16 protein-coding genes, 2 pseudogenes and 1 riboswitch are annotated in these 16,038 nt (G+C 38.8%); of the genes and pseudogenes, 12 read left to right on the top strand and 6 right to left on the bottom strand.

Going from position 1 to position 16,038, the window contains the following annotated elements; translation table 11 throughout:
- Positions 1 to 966: a hypothetical protein gene (locus AAC855_RS05860; protein WP_340608685.1), complete on the bottom strand. Its 966-nt coding sequence runs from the start codon at positions 964 to 966 to the stop codon at positions 1 to 3.
- A 203-nt stretch (positions 967 to 1,169) separates the two neighbouring features.
- Here AAC855_RS05860 and AAC855_RS05855 point away from each other — a divergent pair, with 203 nt between their 5' ends.
- From AAC855_RS05855 to AAC855_RS05845, 3 genes are all read left to right on the top strand, one after another.
- A complete protein-coding gene (locus tag AAC855_RS05855; RefSeq protein ID WP_340608684.1) occupies positions 1,170 to 1,679 on the top strand; it encodes a hypothetical protein in 510 nt (169 codons plus the stop codon).
- A 47-nt stretch (positions 1,680 to 1,726) separates the two neighbouring features.
- Positions 1,727 to 2,317, top strand: a complete 591-nt coding sequence (locus AAC855_RS05850) for a hypothetical protein (protein ID WP_340608683.1) — start codon at positions 1,727 to 1,729, stop codon at positions 2,315 to 2,317.
- Between the two features lie 410 nt (positions 2,318 to 2,727).
- Positions 2,728 to 2,910, top strand: a complete 183-nt coding sequence (locus tag AAC855_RS05845; RefSeq protein WP_340608682.1) for a DUF4282 domain-containing protein — start codon at positions 2,728 to 2,730, stop codon at positions 2,908 to 2,910.
- A 130-nt stretch (positions 2,911 to 3,040) separates the two neighbouring features.
- On the opposite strand, the pseudogene AAC855_RS05840 reads toward AAC855_RS05845, so the two are convergent.
- Positions 3,041 to 3,268: pseudogene (locus tag AAC855_RS05840) on the bottom strand (IS1 family transposase); the annotation flags it as partial.
- A gap of 123 nt (positions 3,269 to 3,391) precedes the next feature.
- Here AAC855_RS05840 and AAC855_RS05835 point away from each other — a divergent pair.
- The 4 genes from AAC855_RS05835 (at position 3,392) to AAC855_RS05820 (ending at position 6,393) form a co-directional block, all read left to right on the top strand.
- Positions 3,392 to 3,874: a hypothetical protein gene (locus AAC855_RS05835; RefSeq protein WP_340608681.1), complete on the top strand. Its 483-nt coding sequence runs from the start codon at positions 3,392 to 3,394 to the stop codon at positions 3,872 to 3,874.
- Positions 3,875 to 3,924: 50 nt separating this feature from the next.
- Positions 3,925 to 4,383 (top strand): GNAT family N-acetyltransferase, encoded by a 459-nt coding sequence (locus tag AAC855_RS05830; RefSeq protein WP_340608680.1) that lies wholly within the window; start codon positions 3,925 to 3,927, stop codon positions 4,381 to 4,383.
- A gap of 147 nt (positions 4,384 to 4,530) precedes the next feature.
- Complete coding sequence (locus tag AAC855_RS05825) at positions 4,531 to 4,929, top strand: VOC family protein (RefSeq protein ID WP_340608679.1); 399 nt, start codon at positions 4,531 to 4,533, stop codon at positions 4,927 to 4,929.
- Between the two features lie 336 nt (positions 4,930 to 5,265).
- A complete protein-coding gene (locus AAC855_RS05820; protein WP_340608678.1) occupies positions 5,266 to 6,393 on the top strand; it encodes an RNA ligase RtcB family protein in 1,128 nt (375 codons plus the stop codon).
- A 206-nt stretch (positions 6,394 to 6,599) separates the two neighbouring features.
- Here AAC855_RS05820 and AAC855_RS05815 read toward each other — a convergent pair whose 3' ends face one another.
- The 3 genes from AAC855_RS05815 to AAC855_RS05805 form a co-directional block, all read right to left on the bottom strand.
- Entirely contained in the window at positions 6,600 to 6,977 is a 378-nt protein-coding gene (locus AAC855_RS05815; protein ID WP_340608677.1) for a hypothetical protein, read from the bottom strand.
- A 230-nt stretch (positions 6,978 to 7,207) separates the two neighbouring features.
- Positions 7,208 to 7,687 carry a PliI family lysozyme inhibitor of I-type lysozyme gene (locus AAC855_RS05810; RefSeq protein WP_340608676.1) on the bottom strand — a complete coding sequence of 160 codons (480 nt, stop codon included), beginning with the start codon at positions 7,685 to 7,687 and terminating at the stop codon, positions 7,208 to 7,210.
- 409 nt (positions 7,688 to 8,096) lie between these two features.
- Positions 8,097 to 8,288, bottom strand: coding sequence for a hypothetical protein (locus AAC855_RS05805; RefSeq protein WP_156115326.1), 192 nt, complete (start codon positions 8,286 to 8,288; stop codon positions 8,097 to 8,099).
- Between the two features lie 770 nt (positions 8,289 to 9,058).
- Between AAC855_RS05805 and AAC855_RS05800 the strand changes: the two are divergent.
- Positions 9,059 to 10,513, top strand: a pseudogene (locus tag AAC855_RS05800) (alanine/glycine:cation symporter family protein).
- A gap of 208 nt (positions 10,514 to 10,721) precedes the next feature.
- Entirely contained in the window at positions 10,722 to 11,564 is an 843-nt protein-coding gene (locus AAC855_RS05795; protein WP_340608751.1) for an N-acetylmuramoyl-L-alanine amidase, read from the top strand.
- An 87-nt stretch (positions 11,565 to 11,651) separates the two neighbouring features.
- On the opposite strand, the gene AAC855_RS05790 is transcribed toward AAC855_RS05795, so the two are convergent.
- Complete coding sequence (locus AAC855_RS05790) at positions 11,652 to 12,032, bottom strand: helix-turn-helix domain-containing protein (RefSeq protein ID WP_340608675.1); 381 nt, start codon at positions 12,030 to 12,032, stop codon at positions 11,652 to 11,654.
- A gap of 471 nt (positions 12,033 to 12,503) precedes the next feature.
- On the opposite strand from AAC855_RS05790, the gene AAC855_RS05785 reads away from it, so the two are divergent.
- The 3 genes from AAC855_RS05785 (at position 12,504) to thiD (ending at position 15,985) form a co-directional block, all read left to right on the top strand.
- Positions 12,504 to 13,865 (top strand): amino acid permease, encoded by a 1,362-nt coding sequence (locus tag AAC855_RS05785; protein ID WP_340608674.1) that lies wholly within the window; start codon positions 12,504 to 12,506, stop codon positions 13,863 to 13,865.
- A 790-nt stretch (positions 13,866 to 14,655) separates the two neighbouring features.
- Complete coding sequence (gene cspE, locus AAC855_RS05780) at positions 14,656 to 14,865, top strand: transcription antiterminator/RNA stability regulator CspE (RefSeq protein WP_038269841.1); 210 nt, start codon at positions 14,656 to 14,658, stop codon at positions 14,863 to 14,865.
- Between the two features lie 142 nt (positions 14,866 to 15,007).
- Positions 15,008 to 15,100: riboswitch (TPP riboswitch) on the top strand.
- A gap of 87 nt (positions 15,101 to 15,187) precedes the next feature.
- The gene (gene thiD, locus AAC855_RS05775) at positions 15,188 to 15,985 is read left to right on the top strand and encodes a bifunctional hydroxymethylpyrimidine kinase/phosphomethylpyrimidine kinase (protein WP_422824355.1); all 798 of its coding nucleotides are present in this window, start codon (positions 15,188 to 15,190) and stop codon (positions 15,983 to 15,985) included.
- The last annotated feature ends 53 nt before the right edge of the window (positions 15,986 to 16,038 follow it).

Raw genomic sequence — 16,038 nt, 5'->3', positions numbered from 1 at the left:
TTATTGATCCCAGTCTTCAGGTAAAGTCCAATTATAAGAACGGTACTGTGCGACAGAATCATGTTGTGGTTGGCTTTGGTGCCTCGTTGAGCCTCCTGCTTGTGGTGATAATCGTCTCTGTATAGGTGATGAGGTTTGATTAGATTGCTGTGATGGTGGTGCATGGGTAATAAGGCTAGCAATTAATGGATTATTCCAACCGGATTTTGAGGTAGCCGCCTGGTTACTAAGATGCTGCTCTGGGTTGTGACGAATAGGGTTACCAGCCTGCGGTGATAAACTTCTTTGTGGTGATGATGGTTCTGAATATGGGACTCCCCATTGTATAAACTCACTAAGTTCATCGTAAAGATTTTGTCTTGGTGAGTGAGTGTTCAAGATAGGAGAATGGCGTTGTGAACTCAAATTAGATGGGCCGGGTTGAGAGCTTGCAGATGCAAATTGAGCAACCTGAAAGGAGTCAGGAAGTGGGAATTTAGTTGATAGGCAGGGAATATTTGGTGGGGTTGGATGATTTCTGTGATATTCCCACAAGTCCTGACAAATCTTAGGGGACTTTTCTAGAAGCACTAAGATAGGGTTTTTGCTACGTCTAGTTATATATAGCTTATCAAGATGTGGAAGTATGTATAGAGTATATGACTCTTTTGATACAGGGATTGCGTTGCTATTTAGCAGGTATTCTCGTTCCTTGGCGTGCTGGGAGTGGTTTCCTTGCAGTGCCTTAAAACCCAAGGAATTAATAGCCTCTATTAATCCTGTTTTTTTATTTAGTCCTGTCTTTTCTAATTCAGTTTTTATTTGTTCTATGTCACCTACAGGTAATCTGATAACCAGTCCGGGTATAGGTTTTTGTATCCCTGACTTTGGCGGAGTATAAGTAATGTCCCTCATGTATGGCTTCAGTATGTTAAAACGCTGGGTTAATTTGTCATAGAATTCAAAGTCTGATATAGCCCTAGGCATAACGAACTCCAATAAAAAACAAGATATTTACAACAGTGTTTAAAATTATCTTAGCCCAAAAACAAGCGAATAATACTTAACAATTGATTAACACTTGAGGCTCAACCCAATATTTCTTTACCCATTCCCTGAGTGGTTAAAGGAATACGGATAACTCATGCTGCCACTTCGTTCTCACCGCGTACCCTACGCATAGCATCAACGTGACGCTGAATAACGTCACCTATCAGATTCAGGTGACCGTACCGGATTCCATGTCTGATGGTGTCCGACATATCGTGGCTATCAATACTTATATCGTTCAGTTTCTCCAGAATATGGATAAATGGATGACGCAGAACGGGTCGGTGGAGGTGACACTGCCGAATGGACAGACGGTATCACTGCAATCGATAAAGGCGATGAATGAAGCGATTGTCGGGAAGTTGGATAAATCCCAGAACGGGGCGGATATACCCAGTAAAACTGAGTTTGTGAAAAATATTGGCTTGAGTGATACATTGAGAAAAGGAAGCTTTGGGTTTGGTGGCGAGGCGGTATCTGTTCCACAAGATACTGGTTATAACGGGATAACACAAACCAGTGTTGTTAGAGGTTCGGGTGTTCCGGGAACCCCACCCGATTCATTGGCATGGGGGGCGACAGTGTGGAATGTGAAGCAGAAGGCGGCAGAGGTTAAGACTGATATTGATCAGGCTGGACTGATGGAGTAAGGTTTTCGGTGTTGCTTAAATAATTTACGGGACGTAGGGGAAGCAGTATGAGACTCATATCCGTGTTTCAAGACTCTTATGTATTCGAAGAGCCACACCGGAAAGTGCAAGGGAAAAACCGACTAACCATAGCTAGTCATGGTTGGCATAAGAAAATGCCCGGAACTGTCCGTATAAACAATCAATACCGCAATCCGGAGCAGCTCGCCGCACTGATTAATGAATGGACGAGTATTCCAGATTTGTACAATGTTCGTTTAATTTCTTGCAAGTTAGCTAATCCTACTCCTGAAGGATATAGGCAGTGGGAAAGAACAAAGACAAACGACCCCCGCCAGCATCTTTGGTCAACTTCTTTTGCGTCGAAACTATCTATCCTCTTACCCGGTGTTTTTGTGAGAGCTTATTTCGGAATTATTACTTCAACATGCGGAAGCAAAAGTATCTCTGCTCTTTATGATCTAGCAGGCGGGGAGCGTGTTAAAGATATTCTGATTGAGAAATTTAAAATATTTAAAGATAGTAGCCACCATTATCATTGTTTGGTTTTCTTAAATGGTGAGTTTGTAAAGCAAACCATAAATGGGAATGATTTTAAATGTCTTTATCGCTGTGATAGAGATAATCAAAGTCAATAAGTTATCTTAATAGGACAATTCCCACCTTTTAACTCATTGATTCTTTGGTAGTCCTCACTTTGGTTGATGGGTATACGAAGATTTTCGGACACCTGCGGCAACTTATTGATTTGTCCGAGGCCGTCACTTTGGCCCAACCATTACGTAAATCCTACTTGCTGGACAAATGGAGTAACCCCATTGATTTTATTTATTTCTTTTGTCCCAACCCCGTCTATGCCTCAATCCTTCCGTTTCAAATGGAGAGATTAATCAATGTGATTAAATGGGATTTGAAAGCCCTTTATAAATCACTCCGCTTTCTGCTGCATGAGCTGTAACTGATCGCCTTTCTTAGAAATTGCATTTATTAGGCGAAGACAAGAAATCAAAACAAGAATCACAATTACAAAAGGAAAAAAGAAGTAACCATGTTTAAATCTCTATTGAATTTCGATGAAATGATAACGCCAAAGATTATTATTATTATTTATTGGCTTGGAATAATTGCGGTTGTTATATCAGGGGTTAGCGTTATTTTTGCTACTGGCTATTACGGTAGTTTTTTTTCTGGCTTACTAAGTGGATTAGCTACTATTTTTTTGGTGTCATAGGTGTCCGTATTAGTTGTGAGTTAATTATATTATCTTTTAATATCTACGCGAAATTAAAAGAAATAGCTGAAAATACCTCTAAAAATAACTAATTTTATTGATAACCAAATACTACCTCCTGCGGAGCTGGTCAGCAACAAATGTTCTCGCTGGTCATGCTCCCTATGATGGTCATGAGCCAATAGTTATATTTCTTATGAAATATATATTCATGCTCAATGAACCTCCCTATCACTTTGTTATGTAGCTCTTCTGATTTGGAATAGTCTAGCGTTTTTCGATTCAGTCTCTTTATCCGGATACGAGATGTAAGATGAGTTCTCTCGATACGTTGGGTAAGTCTCTTTCCGGCAATGTAATACTATGTGGGGTCAGTTTATACCGGAAATTAGTTATAAATTGATAGACCGGTATCATATTATGTGTTACTAGAACATCAAAGCTATACTTGAATCACTCCAACCATAACAGGTAGTGACAGATGTTAAAGAAAGTTGCTGTTGTATTACTGTTGTTTCCGGGTTACTTGCTGGCAGATACCGGAGTTTATACCATTGCTGATGGCAAGCTCGATATCCGTGATGGCAATTATTCCTGTTACTTGTACCCTGCATACATATTCAGGGAGCCCAAAAACCACAAAGAATTTCCTTTCGGGTATTTTCCTAAAGTCATGATGAAGGTGAGGGCTGAAGGAAACGGAAAATACATAGGTGTGAGTCTTTATCCTAATATGCCATCGAGAGTAAAACCTGAGGGTTCGTGGGGGTATTTTGGTGCTAAGCTGGGGCTTGGCTCAAGAGACAATAAAGAGGTTATTTATGACTCCGTCAAGGACAACATAAATTTTTCCTATTTGGTTGGTACTAAAAAATCGGGGGTGATAGCTACTTTGAGCAGTAACGATCCTTTTAGCCCGGTGAATGCTGTATTAGGAAAATGTAAAAGAGTCAGTTCTAAATAATTGCTTTTATGCTGTTTGGAAGGTGAAAACTCTAAAGCTGGAGCATTGTAATGAGTCGAGACGATGGCAGAAAAGGAAAAATACTCTACATCCGGCTTGCTGATACCCCTGATATCGATATTCTTACCAGAATCGATTCAGTTGTCTTGTATGATACTCGCCGAGTAGATCAAATTAAAAACTGGGTCAGGAATCAACTTTGCTATTTGATTGAGTTAGATGGTGAAGTGATTGCTTATGGTGTACTGCATTATAATTTTTTTGATCATGGCTTTATTGAGATGCTGATGGTTGGAGAAAGAAGCCGAGGGAAGGGTATTGGTTTACAACTTATCAACTATCTAAAATCAATTTGCTCTTGTCCAAAATTATTTACGTCTACGAATCAATCTAATAAACCGATGCAATCATTATTAAATAAGGCGGGCTTCAGGCAAGTTGGTTATATAGAAAATCTTGATGAAGATGATCCCGAGTTAGTGTTTTTTGTAAAATTAACTGATGATTAAATAATAAACATCCCGCTTTTTTTTCTGTATATTCCCAAAAATGTTCTGATAAATGTAGCTTGACCTCAAGTTAGGTTAAGGTTTTAGAGTGTCCATGTTTAATAGTGAGAAATGATAAAAACGTAAAATAAATAATTGGAGAATATAATGATCCCACGTTCATCAATATTAAGAATAGCCAGACCAACTGATAACCTTAAAGAAATTACAGAGATGTACATTAATGGATTAGGGTTTAAGCTATTAGGTGAATTTCAGGGGCATAATAACTTTGATGGTTCAATCATTGGGCATGAAAAACACAGCTATCATCTGGAATTTACACATCATCAGGGAACGGTTGTTGGAAGAGCGCCAACCAAAGATAATTTGTTAGTTTTTTATTTTAGTGAAAGTAGTATTTGGGAACTATGCTGTGAGCGTATGGTAAAAGCGGGTTTTAAGGTAGTTCAGTCATATAATGATTATTGGGACGTAGTGGGGAAAACCTTTGAAGATATAGATGGTTATAGAGTGGTTCTGCAAAATAAAGAATGGACTATTTGATAATTTTATTAATCTCAATATGTGGTTAGAAGGGAAAGTTATTTTTTTGCCACATATTGTCATTATTACTTAGTATTAATTTGAAATAATTCAGTATGGATTAAATAAAATACTGGTAATATGAATCATATTTAGAGTATGATGCCTCACTTCATTTTCACATATTAACTAATCCACATTAACGACTGAAAGGAGAAAATATAATGACAACAGTAACAATGACTCTTTTCGGGCCAGTCTGTAGCTAATTACTAAGATTTTTATATCTGGTATTGCTTTGGCTAGGACAGCCTGAACCATAATTCTTATTATTTTTATCGATCATAGGATTGATCTATGGGCAATACATTATATTCGGCTGTATCACAACCACATGTTCAGGTTATTGCAGCAGAAAATACCTGGCTGGAAGGCAAAGCTATCCAGCAACTCGAAATAACAGCACAACTTCCCGATATGGTACGTGTGGTCGGTTTACCTGACCTGCATCCGGGTAGAGGTTATCCAGTTGGTGCCGCATTTTTCTCACAGTCACGTTTTTATCCCGCACTCATCGGTAATGATATTGGGTGTGGTATGGCATTGTGGAAAACAGATTTAGTGCTGAATAAATGGTCATTAGATAAATTGGAGAAAAAACTCGGTTCTATCGATAGTCCTTTGGAAGAAGATGAACTACCAGAGGATATGACCGAATATTTTTGCTATTCACCGGGGACGATTGGTGGTGGCAATCACTTTGCTGAATTGCAGCAAATAGATGAAATTTATCAGCCGGAAATTCTTGAAACATTACAACTGAACAAGCAAGAGCTTTTATTGTTGGTACATAGCGGTTCACGTGGAATGGGGCAAATGATCCTTGAACAACATGTTCGCCAGTATGGGCATAAGGGATTGGAAGCGTCCAGTGTACAAGCGCAGCATTATCTTCAGCAACATCAACAAGCTCTCAATTATGCTCACCTTAACCGTCAGTTAATTGCTGAACGGATGCTGGGACGCTGGCGAGCTGAAGGAAGCTGTTTACTGGATGTCTCACACAATTTACTCACCTCTAGTGTTATTGATGGAATTGATGGTTGGCTACATCGTAAAGGTGCAACACCTTCTGATCAGGGATTGGTCGTTATTCCGGGTTCTCGAGGAGACTATAGCTATTTAGTGAAGCCGGTAGCAACTGAACAAAGTCTGTTTTCTCTTGCTCATGGTGCAGGTCGTAAATGGGGTCGTAATGAGTGTAAATCACGTCTAGCCGGGCGTTATAATGCACAACAGCTTTCGCGTACTGCATTGGGGAGCCGTGTGGTTTGTCTGGATAATCAGCTGATTTTTCAGGAAGCGCCAGAAGCCTATAAACCGATTAGTGGTGTAATGGATGCAATGGTACAAACAGGATTGGTAAGATTGGTTGCGCGGCTTAAGCCTGTATTGACTTACAAAACCAGAAAAAATCAGGAGTAATTCCATAAAGCTTTTTGTACCTTTTTACTCTGGCGCTTTGAACCCAATAAACTTAATGAACTTCACAGTAGGTTGCCGCACTAAAAGTGTCCCCCGGAAGCATAATTGACTATCTATGTGGTCGGGATGAATGTTGCGAGTAAAGCGATAATTTGTAAGTGTACAAATAGATGCGGAGCGGCGAATTTTCGTTGCTCCGCATTTAATCACTGAGCATGTTGGGATAAAACATGCTTTATCTGAACCTTACAGTCTTTAACTGATTTAGCCAGCGACTCATCGAAATGACGGCTGCTCGGGAATGTTGGTTTATGTTTTCTGACTTCAGCAACAGTTTGTTTAATTGTTGCAATAAATTCGTTTTTATTAGACTGGATTTCTTTCAGGGTTAACCCTTTCTTATGTAAAGCATTTAACGCATTCTGCGCTATTACATCTGGTGAGTCATGCGTTTTAAATGCCTCTACGGAAGCTTTACCAAATACATCACAATAGGTTTCAGCAATCTTGTCCTGACTTGTATGTGCGGCATAAGAGAAAAATGAGAGTGATAGCAAAAAAAATGGTAATAAAAGACGTTTCATAGGTTCCCCTTTGATCAGCTATACCGTGGTATACCCATCGCCTTTCAGGTTGCTTTTTATTGACTGACTCACCCTGATTATATAGTGAGCTATGCTCCCGGGGGAATAACCCTCTTTCCGCCGCGATGCAACTCGAAATCCATTGGGTATGGTGGTGATAACATTAACAATAGTACATTATCTATCGTTTGCCTTACATTTTATGGGCATAATAACTGATTCAGGTACTGTCACTGTTTCTGCTTTAAGCACTGCTCTTTCTTACAATGTTCACGAAGTAACCTAATAATATTATTCGTACTATTAGCATTGATGCGAGTCAGTAATTTGACATTTTTATCAGTAATCTTGAGTGCATCTACTTCGAGGTAATTCCCTGAGCCTGCCGTGAGTTTAGAGATAATCAGTTCTTTGTTCCCGTCACCATCAATATCAGCAAATGTTGTTCTTGGCTTTCCATTATCGTCAAATATTGAGCCATCGCGGGAAAAAACGGCACCTGCGTTGAATTCCGTCAGCGCTTGATCCTGAAAAACAGCAATGGAATAGCTACCTATGGATGCACTTTCCAGATCACCGACCGAAATAACTGCAAATTTTTTATCAGGTAAATTAATCAATACACCATCTTTGGCAAAGGATGGAGACGATAATAATAAGGTAAACAGTGTTGCGAGTACGGGAAATTTTATTTTTTTAACTATAAGCATCGACAATACTCCATTGGTTAATGTGTTGCTTCAAAGAGAAAATAACAGAAGCTGATAAGCGAATTTATATCGTAGCATGGATTTTTAAAGACGATAGTGTTGGGCAGAAAAGTAAAAATCAAGCAGATTATGTCGGATAAATAGGCACCAAGTGCATGCAGACTTAACTATAATCATTATTATTTTTTATGTTTAATTGGTGTTTTGAAAAGTAGGATTATAGGGATAAATTAACCGAAAACCTTTCATGATGTAAGAGGGATTTTGTTAGAGAGAATAAAAATTTTTCCGGTAAAAATAGTCTGTGATTATATAAATGAATATATCTATATCACATGTTGATTATTTATGGTTTGAAAATAACGGGAGTGAAGACTCCCGTTTTATTAATTTTGATATAAACTGAGGGCTAAGTACTATTTTTTTCAATTTTTTCTACAATCTTGTTGTACTCTTTCCAGATAACAGACAGCGGCGAGTTTAAACAGCAAATTGAGATAGAACCGCCTGTTGCTGGATGATACTCGTATTTAGATTTTCCCCTATATACCCTTTTTGGAAGTATATTGTCCGCTGGATTTTTTCTTTTTCTTTCTAACATCAATCATAACCTCACTAGCAGATTATCTGATGGCCAGATAGTGGAATATTAATATCTTGCTAACTTATTGTTTTTATTTCTTATGTAAAAAATAACAAGTGAAAATCTTAATATGAAATGGTGGCTTTTTCCAATTATCACAGCATTAAAATTTAATAATCTCATTTGAAGAAAGATATTGCTATATGTTTTCTTAAATTCAAGAAATTTCAACATTAAATTTTGTCTTTATTTTAGTGTTTTTAATGAATGCAATTATTGTTGAGTTGAGAGATTAACTACATAGGTAGGTTGTAAAATAAACAATTAATTTTCTATCAGATAGACATGCGAGCAGTGATTAAAAGAAGCGTTTATAAGCATTTTATATTTAATTACTTTTGATAAAGTTGACTTTTGTTTGTCTATTGTTTCTTTTTTGTGTATGAATTGTTTCGTAAGATGTACATCTTAAATACAGCTGATATAAATAAAACAGACCATTTATTCGTCATTAAGTATGATTCACAGGGCTAGAATAGGGCCGTTGGCATAAATGTAACTTAGTGCAAATGTTCATAAACGCTAAAGTAAATGTAAAAATTTCATTAAAAGTTACCCATTGAAATAGATATTGTGTTACATTCTTTTCGTTTTACTGACTAGTATCTCTGTGTCTCAATCACAGAATTGTGTTACTTGTTAATAATAAAGGATATTAAGCACAATAAATTTTATACGGATACTGATTATGGTCAGCTAATGTTTGCTAATAGTAAGGGGAAAATATCTTGACGGATCTGATTAACTTCATTAACAACATTCTTTGGGACTACGTATTAATATACTTGCTTCTTGGTGTTGGCCTTTACTTCACTATACGATTTGGTTTTATACAACTTCGCCATTTTGGCCACATGTTTTCAGTCCTGAAACACAGCAAGAAATCAGATAAATCCGGCATCTCATCTTTTCAGGCTTTATGTACCAGCCTTGCGGCGCGCGTAGGGACCGGGAATCTTGCCGGAGTTGCGATTGCACTGACTGCTGGTGGCCCTGGGGCTATTTTCTGGATGTGGGTTGTTGCATTTATTGGTATGGCAACTTCCTTTGTGGAAAGCACGCTTGCTCAGTTGTACAAGACGAAAGACGATCAGGGAAATTATCGTGGTGGCCCGGCCTACTATATGGAGAAAGGGTTGAAGAAGCGGTGGATGGGTGTATTGTTTTCATTCTTCCTTATTATCGCGTTTGGTCTTGTATTTAATGCCGTTCAGGCAAACTGAATTGCACAAGCAGCTTCTTTTGCCTTCGATATCAATCCTTTATATGTCGGTATTGTATTAGTCATTATTAGTGGTGTGATTATCTTTGGCGGTTTGCGTTCAATTGCGCGGGTTGCTGAATTAGTTGTGCCATTTATGGCGGGTGCATATTTAATTCTGGCATTTTGGGTTGTAGGCCACAATATTGAACGTATTCCAGAAGTATTTGCATTAATCTTTAAGAGCGCCTTTGGTCTTCAGGAAGCTGCGGCAGGTGCATTGGGTTATGGTATTTCCCAGGCAATGCTTCAGGGCGTTCAGCGTGGTTTATTCTCGAATGAAGCGGGAATGGGTTCTGCGCCAAACGCAGCGGCTTCTGCTTCTCCATATCCGCCACATCCGGCCTCTCAGGGATATGTGCAGATGTTGGGTGTATTTATGGATACGATCGTTATCTGTAGTGCAACAGCAGTTATTATTCTTTCTTCGGGCATCCTTAATGAGAATGTTACTGCTATCAGCGGAATTGAATTGACGCAACGTGCATTGTCCTCCGCAGTTGGTCATTGGGGAACAACTTTTGTTGCCATTGCAATTTTCTTCTTTGCCTTTACATCAATTATTGCTAACTACGCTTATGCTGAAAGTAATATGATATTCCTCGAGCGTAACCATACTGCAGGTTTATTCATTTTACGTATTGCAGCATTAGGCATGGTGATGTTCGGTACAATGGCGGAAGTGCCTTTAGTCTGGAATATGGCAAATGTATCCATGGCCTGTATGGCTATTGTGAACCTGATAGCTATTTTCTTGTTATCAGGCATTGCGTTGAAATTGGCTAAAGATTATAACCAGCAGAGAAAAGCAGGGCAGTTGCCAACATTTGATATTAATATGTATCCGGAGCTCCAAAAGCAGATTGAAGAAGGCATTTGGAATAATGAACCGGTACAGAAGAATCAAAAACGTAATAGCTGAAATTAATACCGATATCCATTATTAGTAAAATAAAATGGATAGACATATTAGCCGGATATTCCAGATTTAATGGAAGTCCGGCTTTTATGTTATTGTAAAAACGATATAACGTGTAACATTCCAGCCGATAAAAAGACAGCATCCACTCTAATTTCATCTACTATATAGTGATATTATTCAATTTTTCTTCTGTTACTGTATAAATATGATGAGAAAAATCTTAGTAGGCGTGTTTATTACGTTACTGATTGGCTGTAGCCGACAGCCTCCATTGGAAGAAAGAAACGATTATCTTATTGATCATTCTTATTCATATTCGACAAAACAGAATATTGAATCAGTCAAGTTTCTGGTCATACATTACACGGCCTTGAATGAGAAACGTTCTTTGCGGGCTCTGACTGGTGGTAATGTCAGCGTTCAGTATTTGATTCCTGCTCATCCCAAATATAAAAATAATGAACCGATTATTTTTCAATTATCTTCTGAGGGGGAAAAAGCCTGGCATGCAGGCAGAAGTGAGTGGAGGGGATATAAAAATCTAAATAACTATTCTATCGGTATAGAAATAGTTAATTGTGGATTTAAAAAATACTTTTTCAAAAAAGAGTGGTGTGCATATTATCCAACACAAATAGATGCTGTGATCCGACTGGCAAAAGACATTATCCGTAGGCATAAAATTGAAGTTGTGAATGTGGTTGGTCATAGTGATATCGCCCCGCTTCGGAAAGAAGATCCTGGGCCTATTTTCCCGTGGCATACTCTTTATGAAGCAGGAATCGGTGCTTGGCCTGATGCTGCCACGGTAAATAAATATCTGGCAGGCAGAGCCCCGGATATGCCCGTTCCTGTTATCAAAATACAAAAAGCATTGTCTGTTTACGGGTATGCTATTCCTCAGACAGGTTATCTGGATGTACATACGCATAAAACGATCCGGGCATTTCAGATGCATTTTCGCCCTTCAGATATTCAGGGATATCCTGATGCAGAAACGGAAGCGATAGCATTGGCCTTAGTTGAAAAGTATAAATTAAATGAAAACTAATCTCGTTGCGGTACTAGGGAAGGGGTTGGAGAAGTTGGTAAGGTAGCGGCCTGATATCGAAACCCGGCCGCATAGTCTATCTGATGATTAGCAATCGTAAGACAGGTGTAAGGGAAGTTTAACTTCAAGTTCTATATCTGTACTTTGACGAAAATCGTAAGGTGTAATGCCATATTCTTTACGGAACATATAAGTAAAATGGGATTGAGAGCCGAAGCCAAAATCCAGCGCAATATCAAAAATGGGTTGGGAACTGTTCTTCAGAAGATGTACAGCACCAGCCAGACGACGTTGGCGTATGTATTTACCCAGTGAGATCCCGGTGACTTCCTTGAATATTTTCTGCATGTGCCAAAGCGAATAGCCAGAGTAAGCAGCAAGTTCTTCAAGATGGATGACACGACCAAGGTGGTTTTCTATCCATTTACTCAGTGCGCATACAAGTGCTAAGTGATTATCCTGTGGCATTACAATTATAAATTGGTTAAAGGTGATGAGAAGTATACACAACTTCTTTTCAAGATTTTAGTTTTATACATAATCGACATTCCAGAGCTAATTTTACTCTTATCAGGCTTGAATATGCATTACAATCACAAGGGAACGAAGAGTGAATTAGTATGCATTTCCGGTATTTATTCTTTGTGAATGATGTTTTAATATTCATCTGATTTGAATGAGTAAACTAAATATTGAGTCAAAATTAGAGTTTGACACGATAGCAATAGTGTCAGTGTAGTTTGGGTATGATAGATCGCGCAAAAATTGAAGGAATCTCAGGTTTCTTCGGCCAGTTCAGGTCCAAAACGACAAATAAAATAGTTTAAACAGGTTCTATACCCAATGGATTTCGGGCTGCATCACTGCGGTGAGTGAATGAAACCAGCACAGAAGTGGCTTGAAATACAACGGATATAATTATCGAAATAAGAGGACTAGATGACGGGGCACATACAACAGTCGACGCTTAAGCGTGGTTTAAAGAACAGGCATATTCAGCTTATTGCACTCGGTGGCTCAGTAGGAACAGGGTTATTTTTGGGAATTGCCCAAACGATAAAAATGGCCGGGCCTTCGGTGCTTCTGGGGTATGCGATCAGTGGTTTTATTGCATTCCTGATAATGCGCCAGTTGGGGGAAATGGTTGTTGCAGAACCGGTAGCAGGTTCTTTTAGCCACTTCGCTTATAAATATTGGGGTAATTTTGCTGGTTTTCTATCCGGTTGGAATTACTGGGTCATGTTTATACTGGTTGGAATGGCGGAGCTCACCGCTGTCGGTATGTATATTCAATACTGGTGGCCAGAGATCCCAACGTGGGTTTCAGCCGCAATATTCTTTGTGGTGATTAATTCTGTCAATTTAATTAATGTCCGGCTCTATGGGGAGGCGGAATTCTGGTTCTCTATGATTAAAGTCGGGGCCATTATCGGCATGATCCTCTTCGGTTCTTACTTGCTCATCAGCGGAACAGGGGGGCCACAAGCCAGCGTAAGCAATTTATGGCAGTATGGCGGTTTCATGCCCAATGGTGCTGCGGGTCTGATCACAGCAATGGCCGTAATTATGTTCTCATTCGGCGGATTGGAAACCGTTGGGATTACGGCGGCAGAAGCTGAAAATCCAGAAAAAAATATCCCAAAGGCAACTAATCAGGTTGTGTACCGTATTTTGTTGTTTTATATCGGTTCGTTGTTCATTCTGTTGTCTCTTTATCCGTGGATAAAAGTTGTTGAGGGCGGAAGTCCATTTGTTCTGATTTTCCATAACCTAGATAGCTTCTGGGTTGCTAATGCCTTAAATATTGTTGTGCTGACCGCAGCATTGTCGGTTTATAACAGCGGCGTTTATTGTAACAGCCGAATGCTGTATGGCTTGGCTAAGCAGGGTAATGCACCACGTATTCTGACTAAAGTGAATAAGCGCGGTGTTCCGGTTTTATCAATTGCACTGTCGGCTTTGGCAACATCGATAGGTGTATTGATTAACTATGCTATGCCGGGTAAAGCATTTGAGCTTTTGATGGCGTTGGTAGTGACAACCTTAGTTATTAATTGGATTATGATCTGTGTGTCACATCTGAAGTTTCGCGCTGCGAAGGATTCAGAAGGTGTTAAGACAAGCTTCCGGGCATTCTGGTATCCATTTGGTAATTTCTTGTGCCTGATATTTCTGGCTTGTATTCTTGTTATCATCCTGACGATACCTGATATACGTATATCTGTGATCCTCATGCCATTCTGGATTGGCGCATTGTGGGTTGGTTATTTATTTTCCAGATCGAATAAAGCAAAGACATAATTTGATAGTTTTAAAACGAGTATACTTTTTCAGCCGGGCATTATGCCCGGCTGATTTTTTTATCATGAATCTAATTTTATTAATCCCTGATAACAAAATTTTATTACATGAGAAAACTATGTGAAAATGTAAACTACAAAAATTGCATATAAAATGAATGTTATCCATTTCTCTCCATAATGATGTTTTCGCTGATCTGATACCTGCGTAATAGGTTGTTTAAAGCTTAGCTCTGCCAATGCTATAAACATGATGTCAGCTTCTGACATATTTAGATAATAAAGGACGCCTATAAATTGAATAAGGTGGAATGTAACTGAACAATATTTAATAAAGGATATACAAAATATAAACCAGCTGAATCTGGAGCAATCATATTACACTCTAAGATGTTAACAAATATACTCCGTTATTTTATTGCTTCCTCAATTAAGTTTGAAAATTATAACTCTCTGCTGTATCGCTTAATAAGCGTGATAAACAGAATTATATATCAAAAAAGTCAAAATACTTTCCTAGAGTTAAAATTCTATTTCTTTGTTAATTCATGATGTTATGTAATATAAATACTTCTGGCTGATGTTAAATAAAAAGCAGATATTAATAATTTGAAATATGTGCTTTAGCTCGTGCCGCTGAAAAAAATGGCTTGCGATTATATAAAGAGTATGTGATAAAACACATGGGTAAACGAAGTACTGTTTCTGTTAATGAATAGCAACAATGAATACGGGTTCGTTTCTTTTTAATGCCAATCGGCTAATAAAGTGATTCAAAGGAAATTTTTGAAATGGCAAAAATCACTGGTACTGTGAAGTGGTTCAATGAGTCTAAAGGTTTTGGTTTTATTACTCCAGCTGATGGCAGCAAAGATGTATTTGTACATTTTTCTGCAATTATGAAAGATGGATTTAAAACATTGTCTGAAGGCCAACAAGTTGAGTTTGAAATTCAGGATGGTCCTAAAGGTCCAGCTGCTGCAAACGTGACAACTTTATAGTAATAAAAAGTAATTAAAAGTAATAAATTTATTTTTGCTGGTGTTTTCATTACCAGCTGAATATATATCGTTAGTCTGTTTCATTATTTAACGATAACATATTGCAAATATCACTCTATTGGGATACTAATAGAGTGATTTTTATTTTGGCTCGGGGCGTTCTTAAGTGAACTGAGAAGTACCCGTATTACCTGATCTGGATAATGCCAGCGTAGGGAAGTCTCGGTATATCCCATATCCGGCAGATCTTGAAAAGGCAACTTGAAAGATAACGGGTATTCTGATTACCGCTTTTCCTGAGCTGGTCGCAGGAATCATCATCATGTCAATCCATTCATTGACCATTGCAGGAACTGATCCTAGCGGTGGTGCCGGCATTCAAGCCGATTTGAAAACCTTTTCTGCACTTGGTGTTTATGGCACAACGGTGATTACCGCTCTCGTTGCGCAGAATACCACCGGAGTGCAAGCAGTTTACGATATTGAACCCAGTTTCCTTTCTGCCCAACTTGAGTCTGTGCTTTCAGATGTCAGGATAGATAGTATTAAAATTGGCATGTTATCGAATGTTGCTAATGTGAAAATTGTCACGGAAATACTGCATCGTTACCCAGTTCCTTATACTGTGTTGGATACAGTGATGCTGGCAAAGAGCGGAGATCCGTTATTGTCTGAAGAAGCGGTCACAGCCATGACAGAGTTACTACTCCCTGTTGTTTCCTTAATTACCCCCAATTTACCTGAAGCGGCAGCACTATTGAAATGTTCTTCCGCGGAAACAGAAGATGAAATGTTGCAACAAGGGCGAAAATTATTATCAATGGGTTGTCAGGCAGTTCTGTTGAAAGGGGGTCATCTGGCTGACGGAGAAAGCCCTGACTGGCTGTTTACACCTGAAGGGGAATGGCGTTTTACTGCTTCCAGAGTTAATACCCACAATACTCATGGCACGGGTTGTACTTTATCAGCGGCTCTTGCTGCATTACGGCCACGTTATGATGATTGGCAGAGCACAGTGCCCGTCGCAAAAGCGTATTTACGAAATGCCTTAGTGCAGGCAGATAAATTAGAGGTGGGAAAAGGGATTGGGCCGGTACATCATTTCCATCAATGGTGGTAGTGGCTGATTGTGAAAATGGGGATAGTTATATCCCCATATCTAATTATAATTCA

It is taken from the genome of Xenorhabdus bharatensis (genome assembly GCF_037996705.1).
Lineage (GTDB): Bacteria > Pseudomonadota > Gammaproteobacteria > Enterobacterales > Enterobacteriaceae > Xenorhabdus > Xenorhabdus bharatensis.
This window is presented reverse-complemented; position numbering and strand designations above follow the sequence as displayed.

Coding starts and splice junctions, on each gene's coding strand:
- AAC855_RS05860 (WP_340608685.1), bottom strand. CDS start 966: ATGCCTAGGGCTATATCAGACTTTGAATTCTATGACAAATTAACCCAG.
- AAC855_RS05850 (WP_340608683.1), top strand. CDS start 1,727: ATGAGACTCATATCCGTGTTTCAAGACTCTTATGTATTCGAAGAGCCA.
- AAC855_RS05845 (WP_340608682.1), top strand. CDS start 2,728: ATGTTTAAATCTCTATTGAATTTCGATGAAATGATAACGCCAAAGATT.
- AAC855_RS05835 (WP_340608681.1), top strand. CDS start 3,392: ATGTTAAAGAAAGTTGCTGTTGTATTACTGTTGTTTCCGGGTTACTTG.
- AAC855_RS05830 (WP_340608680.1), top strand. CDS start 3,925: ATGAGTCGAGACGATGGCAGAAAAGGAAAAATACTCTACATCCGGCTT.
- AAC855_RS05825 (WP_340608679.1), top strand. CDS start 4,531: ATGATCCCACGTTCATCAATATTAAGAATAGCCAGACCAACTGATAAC.
- AAC855_RS05820 (WP_340608678.1), top strand. CDS start 5,266: ATGGGCAATACATTATATTCGGCTGTATCACAACCACATGTTCAGGTT.
- AAC855_RS05815 (WP_340608677.1), bottom strand. CDS start 6,977: ATGAAACGTCTTTTATTACCATTTTTTTTGCTATCACTCTCATTTTTC.
- AAC855_RS05810 (WP_340608676.1), bottom strand. CDS start 7,687: ATGCTTATAGTTAAAAAAATAAAATTTCCCGTACTCGCAACACTGTTT.
- AAC855_RS05805 (WP_156115326.1), bottom strand. CDS start 8,288: ATGTTAGAAAGAAAAAGAAAAAATCCAGCGGACAATATACTTCCAAAA.
- AAC855_RS05795 (WP_340608751.1), top strand. CDS start 10,722: ATGAGAAAAATCTTAGTAGGCGTGTTTATTACGTTACTGATTGGCTGT.
- AAC855_RS05790 (WP_340608675.1), bottom strand. CDS start 12,032: ATGCCACAGGATAATCACTTAGCACTTGTATGCGCACTGAGTAAATGG.
- AAC855_RS05785 (WP_340608674.1), top strand. CDS start 12,504: ATGACGGGGCACATACAACAGTCGACGCTTAAGCGTGGTTTAAAGAAC.
- cspE (WP_038269841.1), top strand. CDS start 14,656: ATGGCAAAAATCACTGGTACTGTGAAGTGGTTCAATGAGTCTAAAGGT.
- thiD (WP_422824355.1), top strand. CDS start 15,188: ATGTCAATCCATTCATTGACCATTGCAGGAACTGATCCTAGCGGTGGT.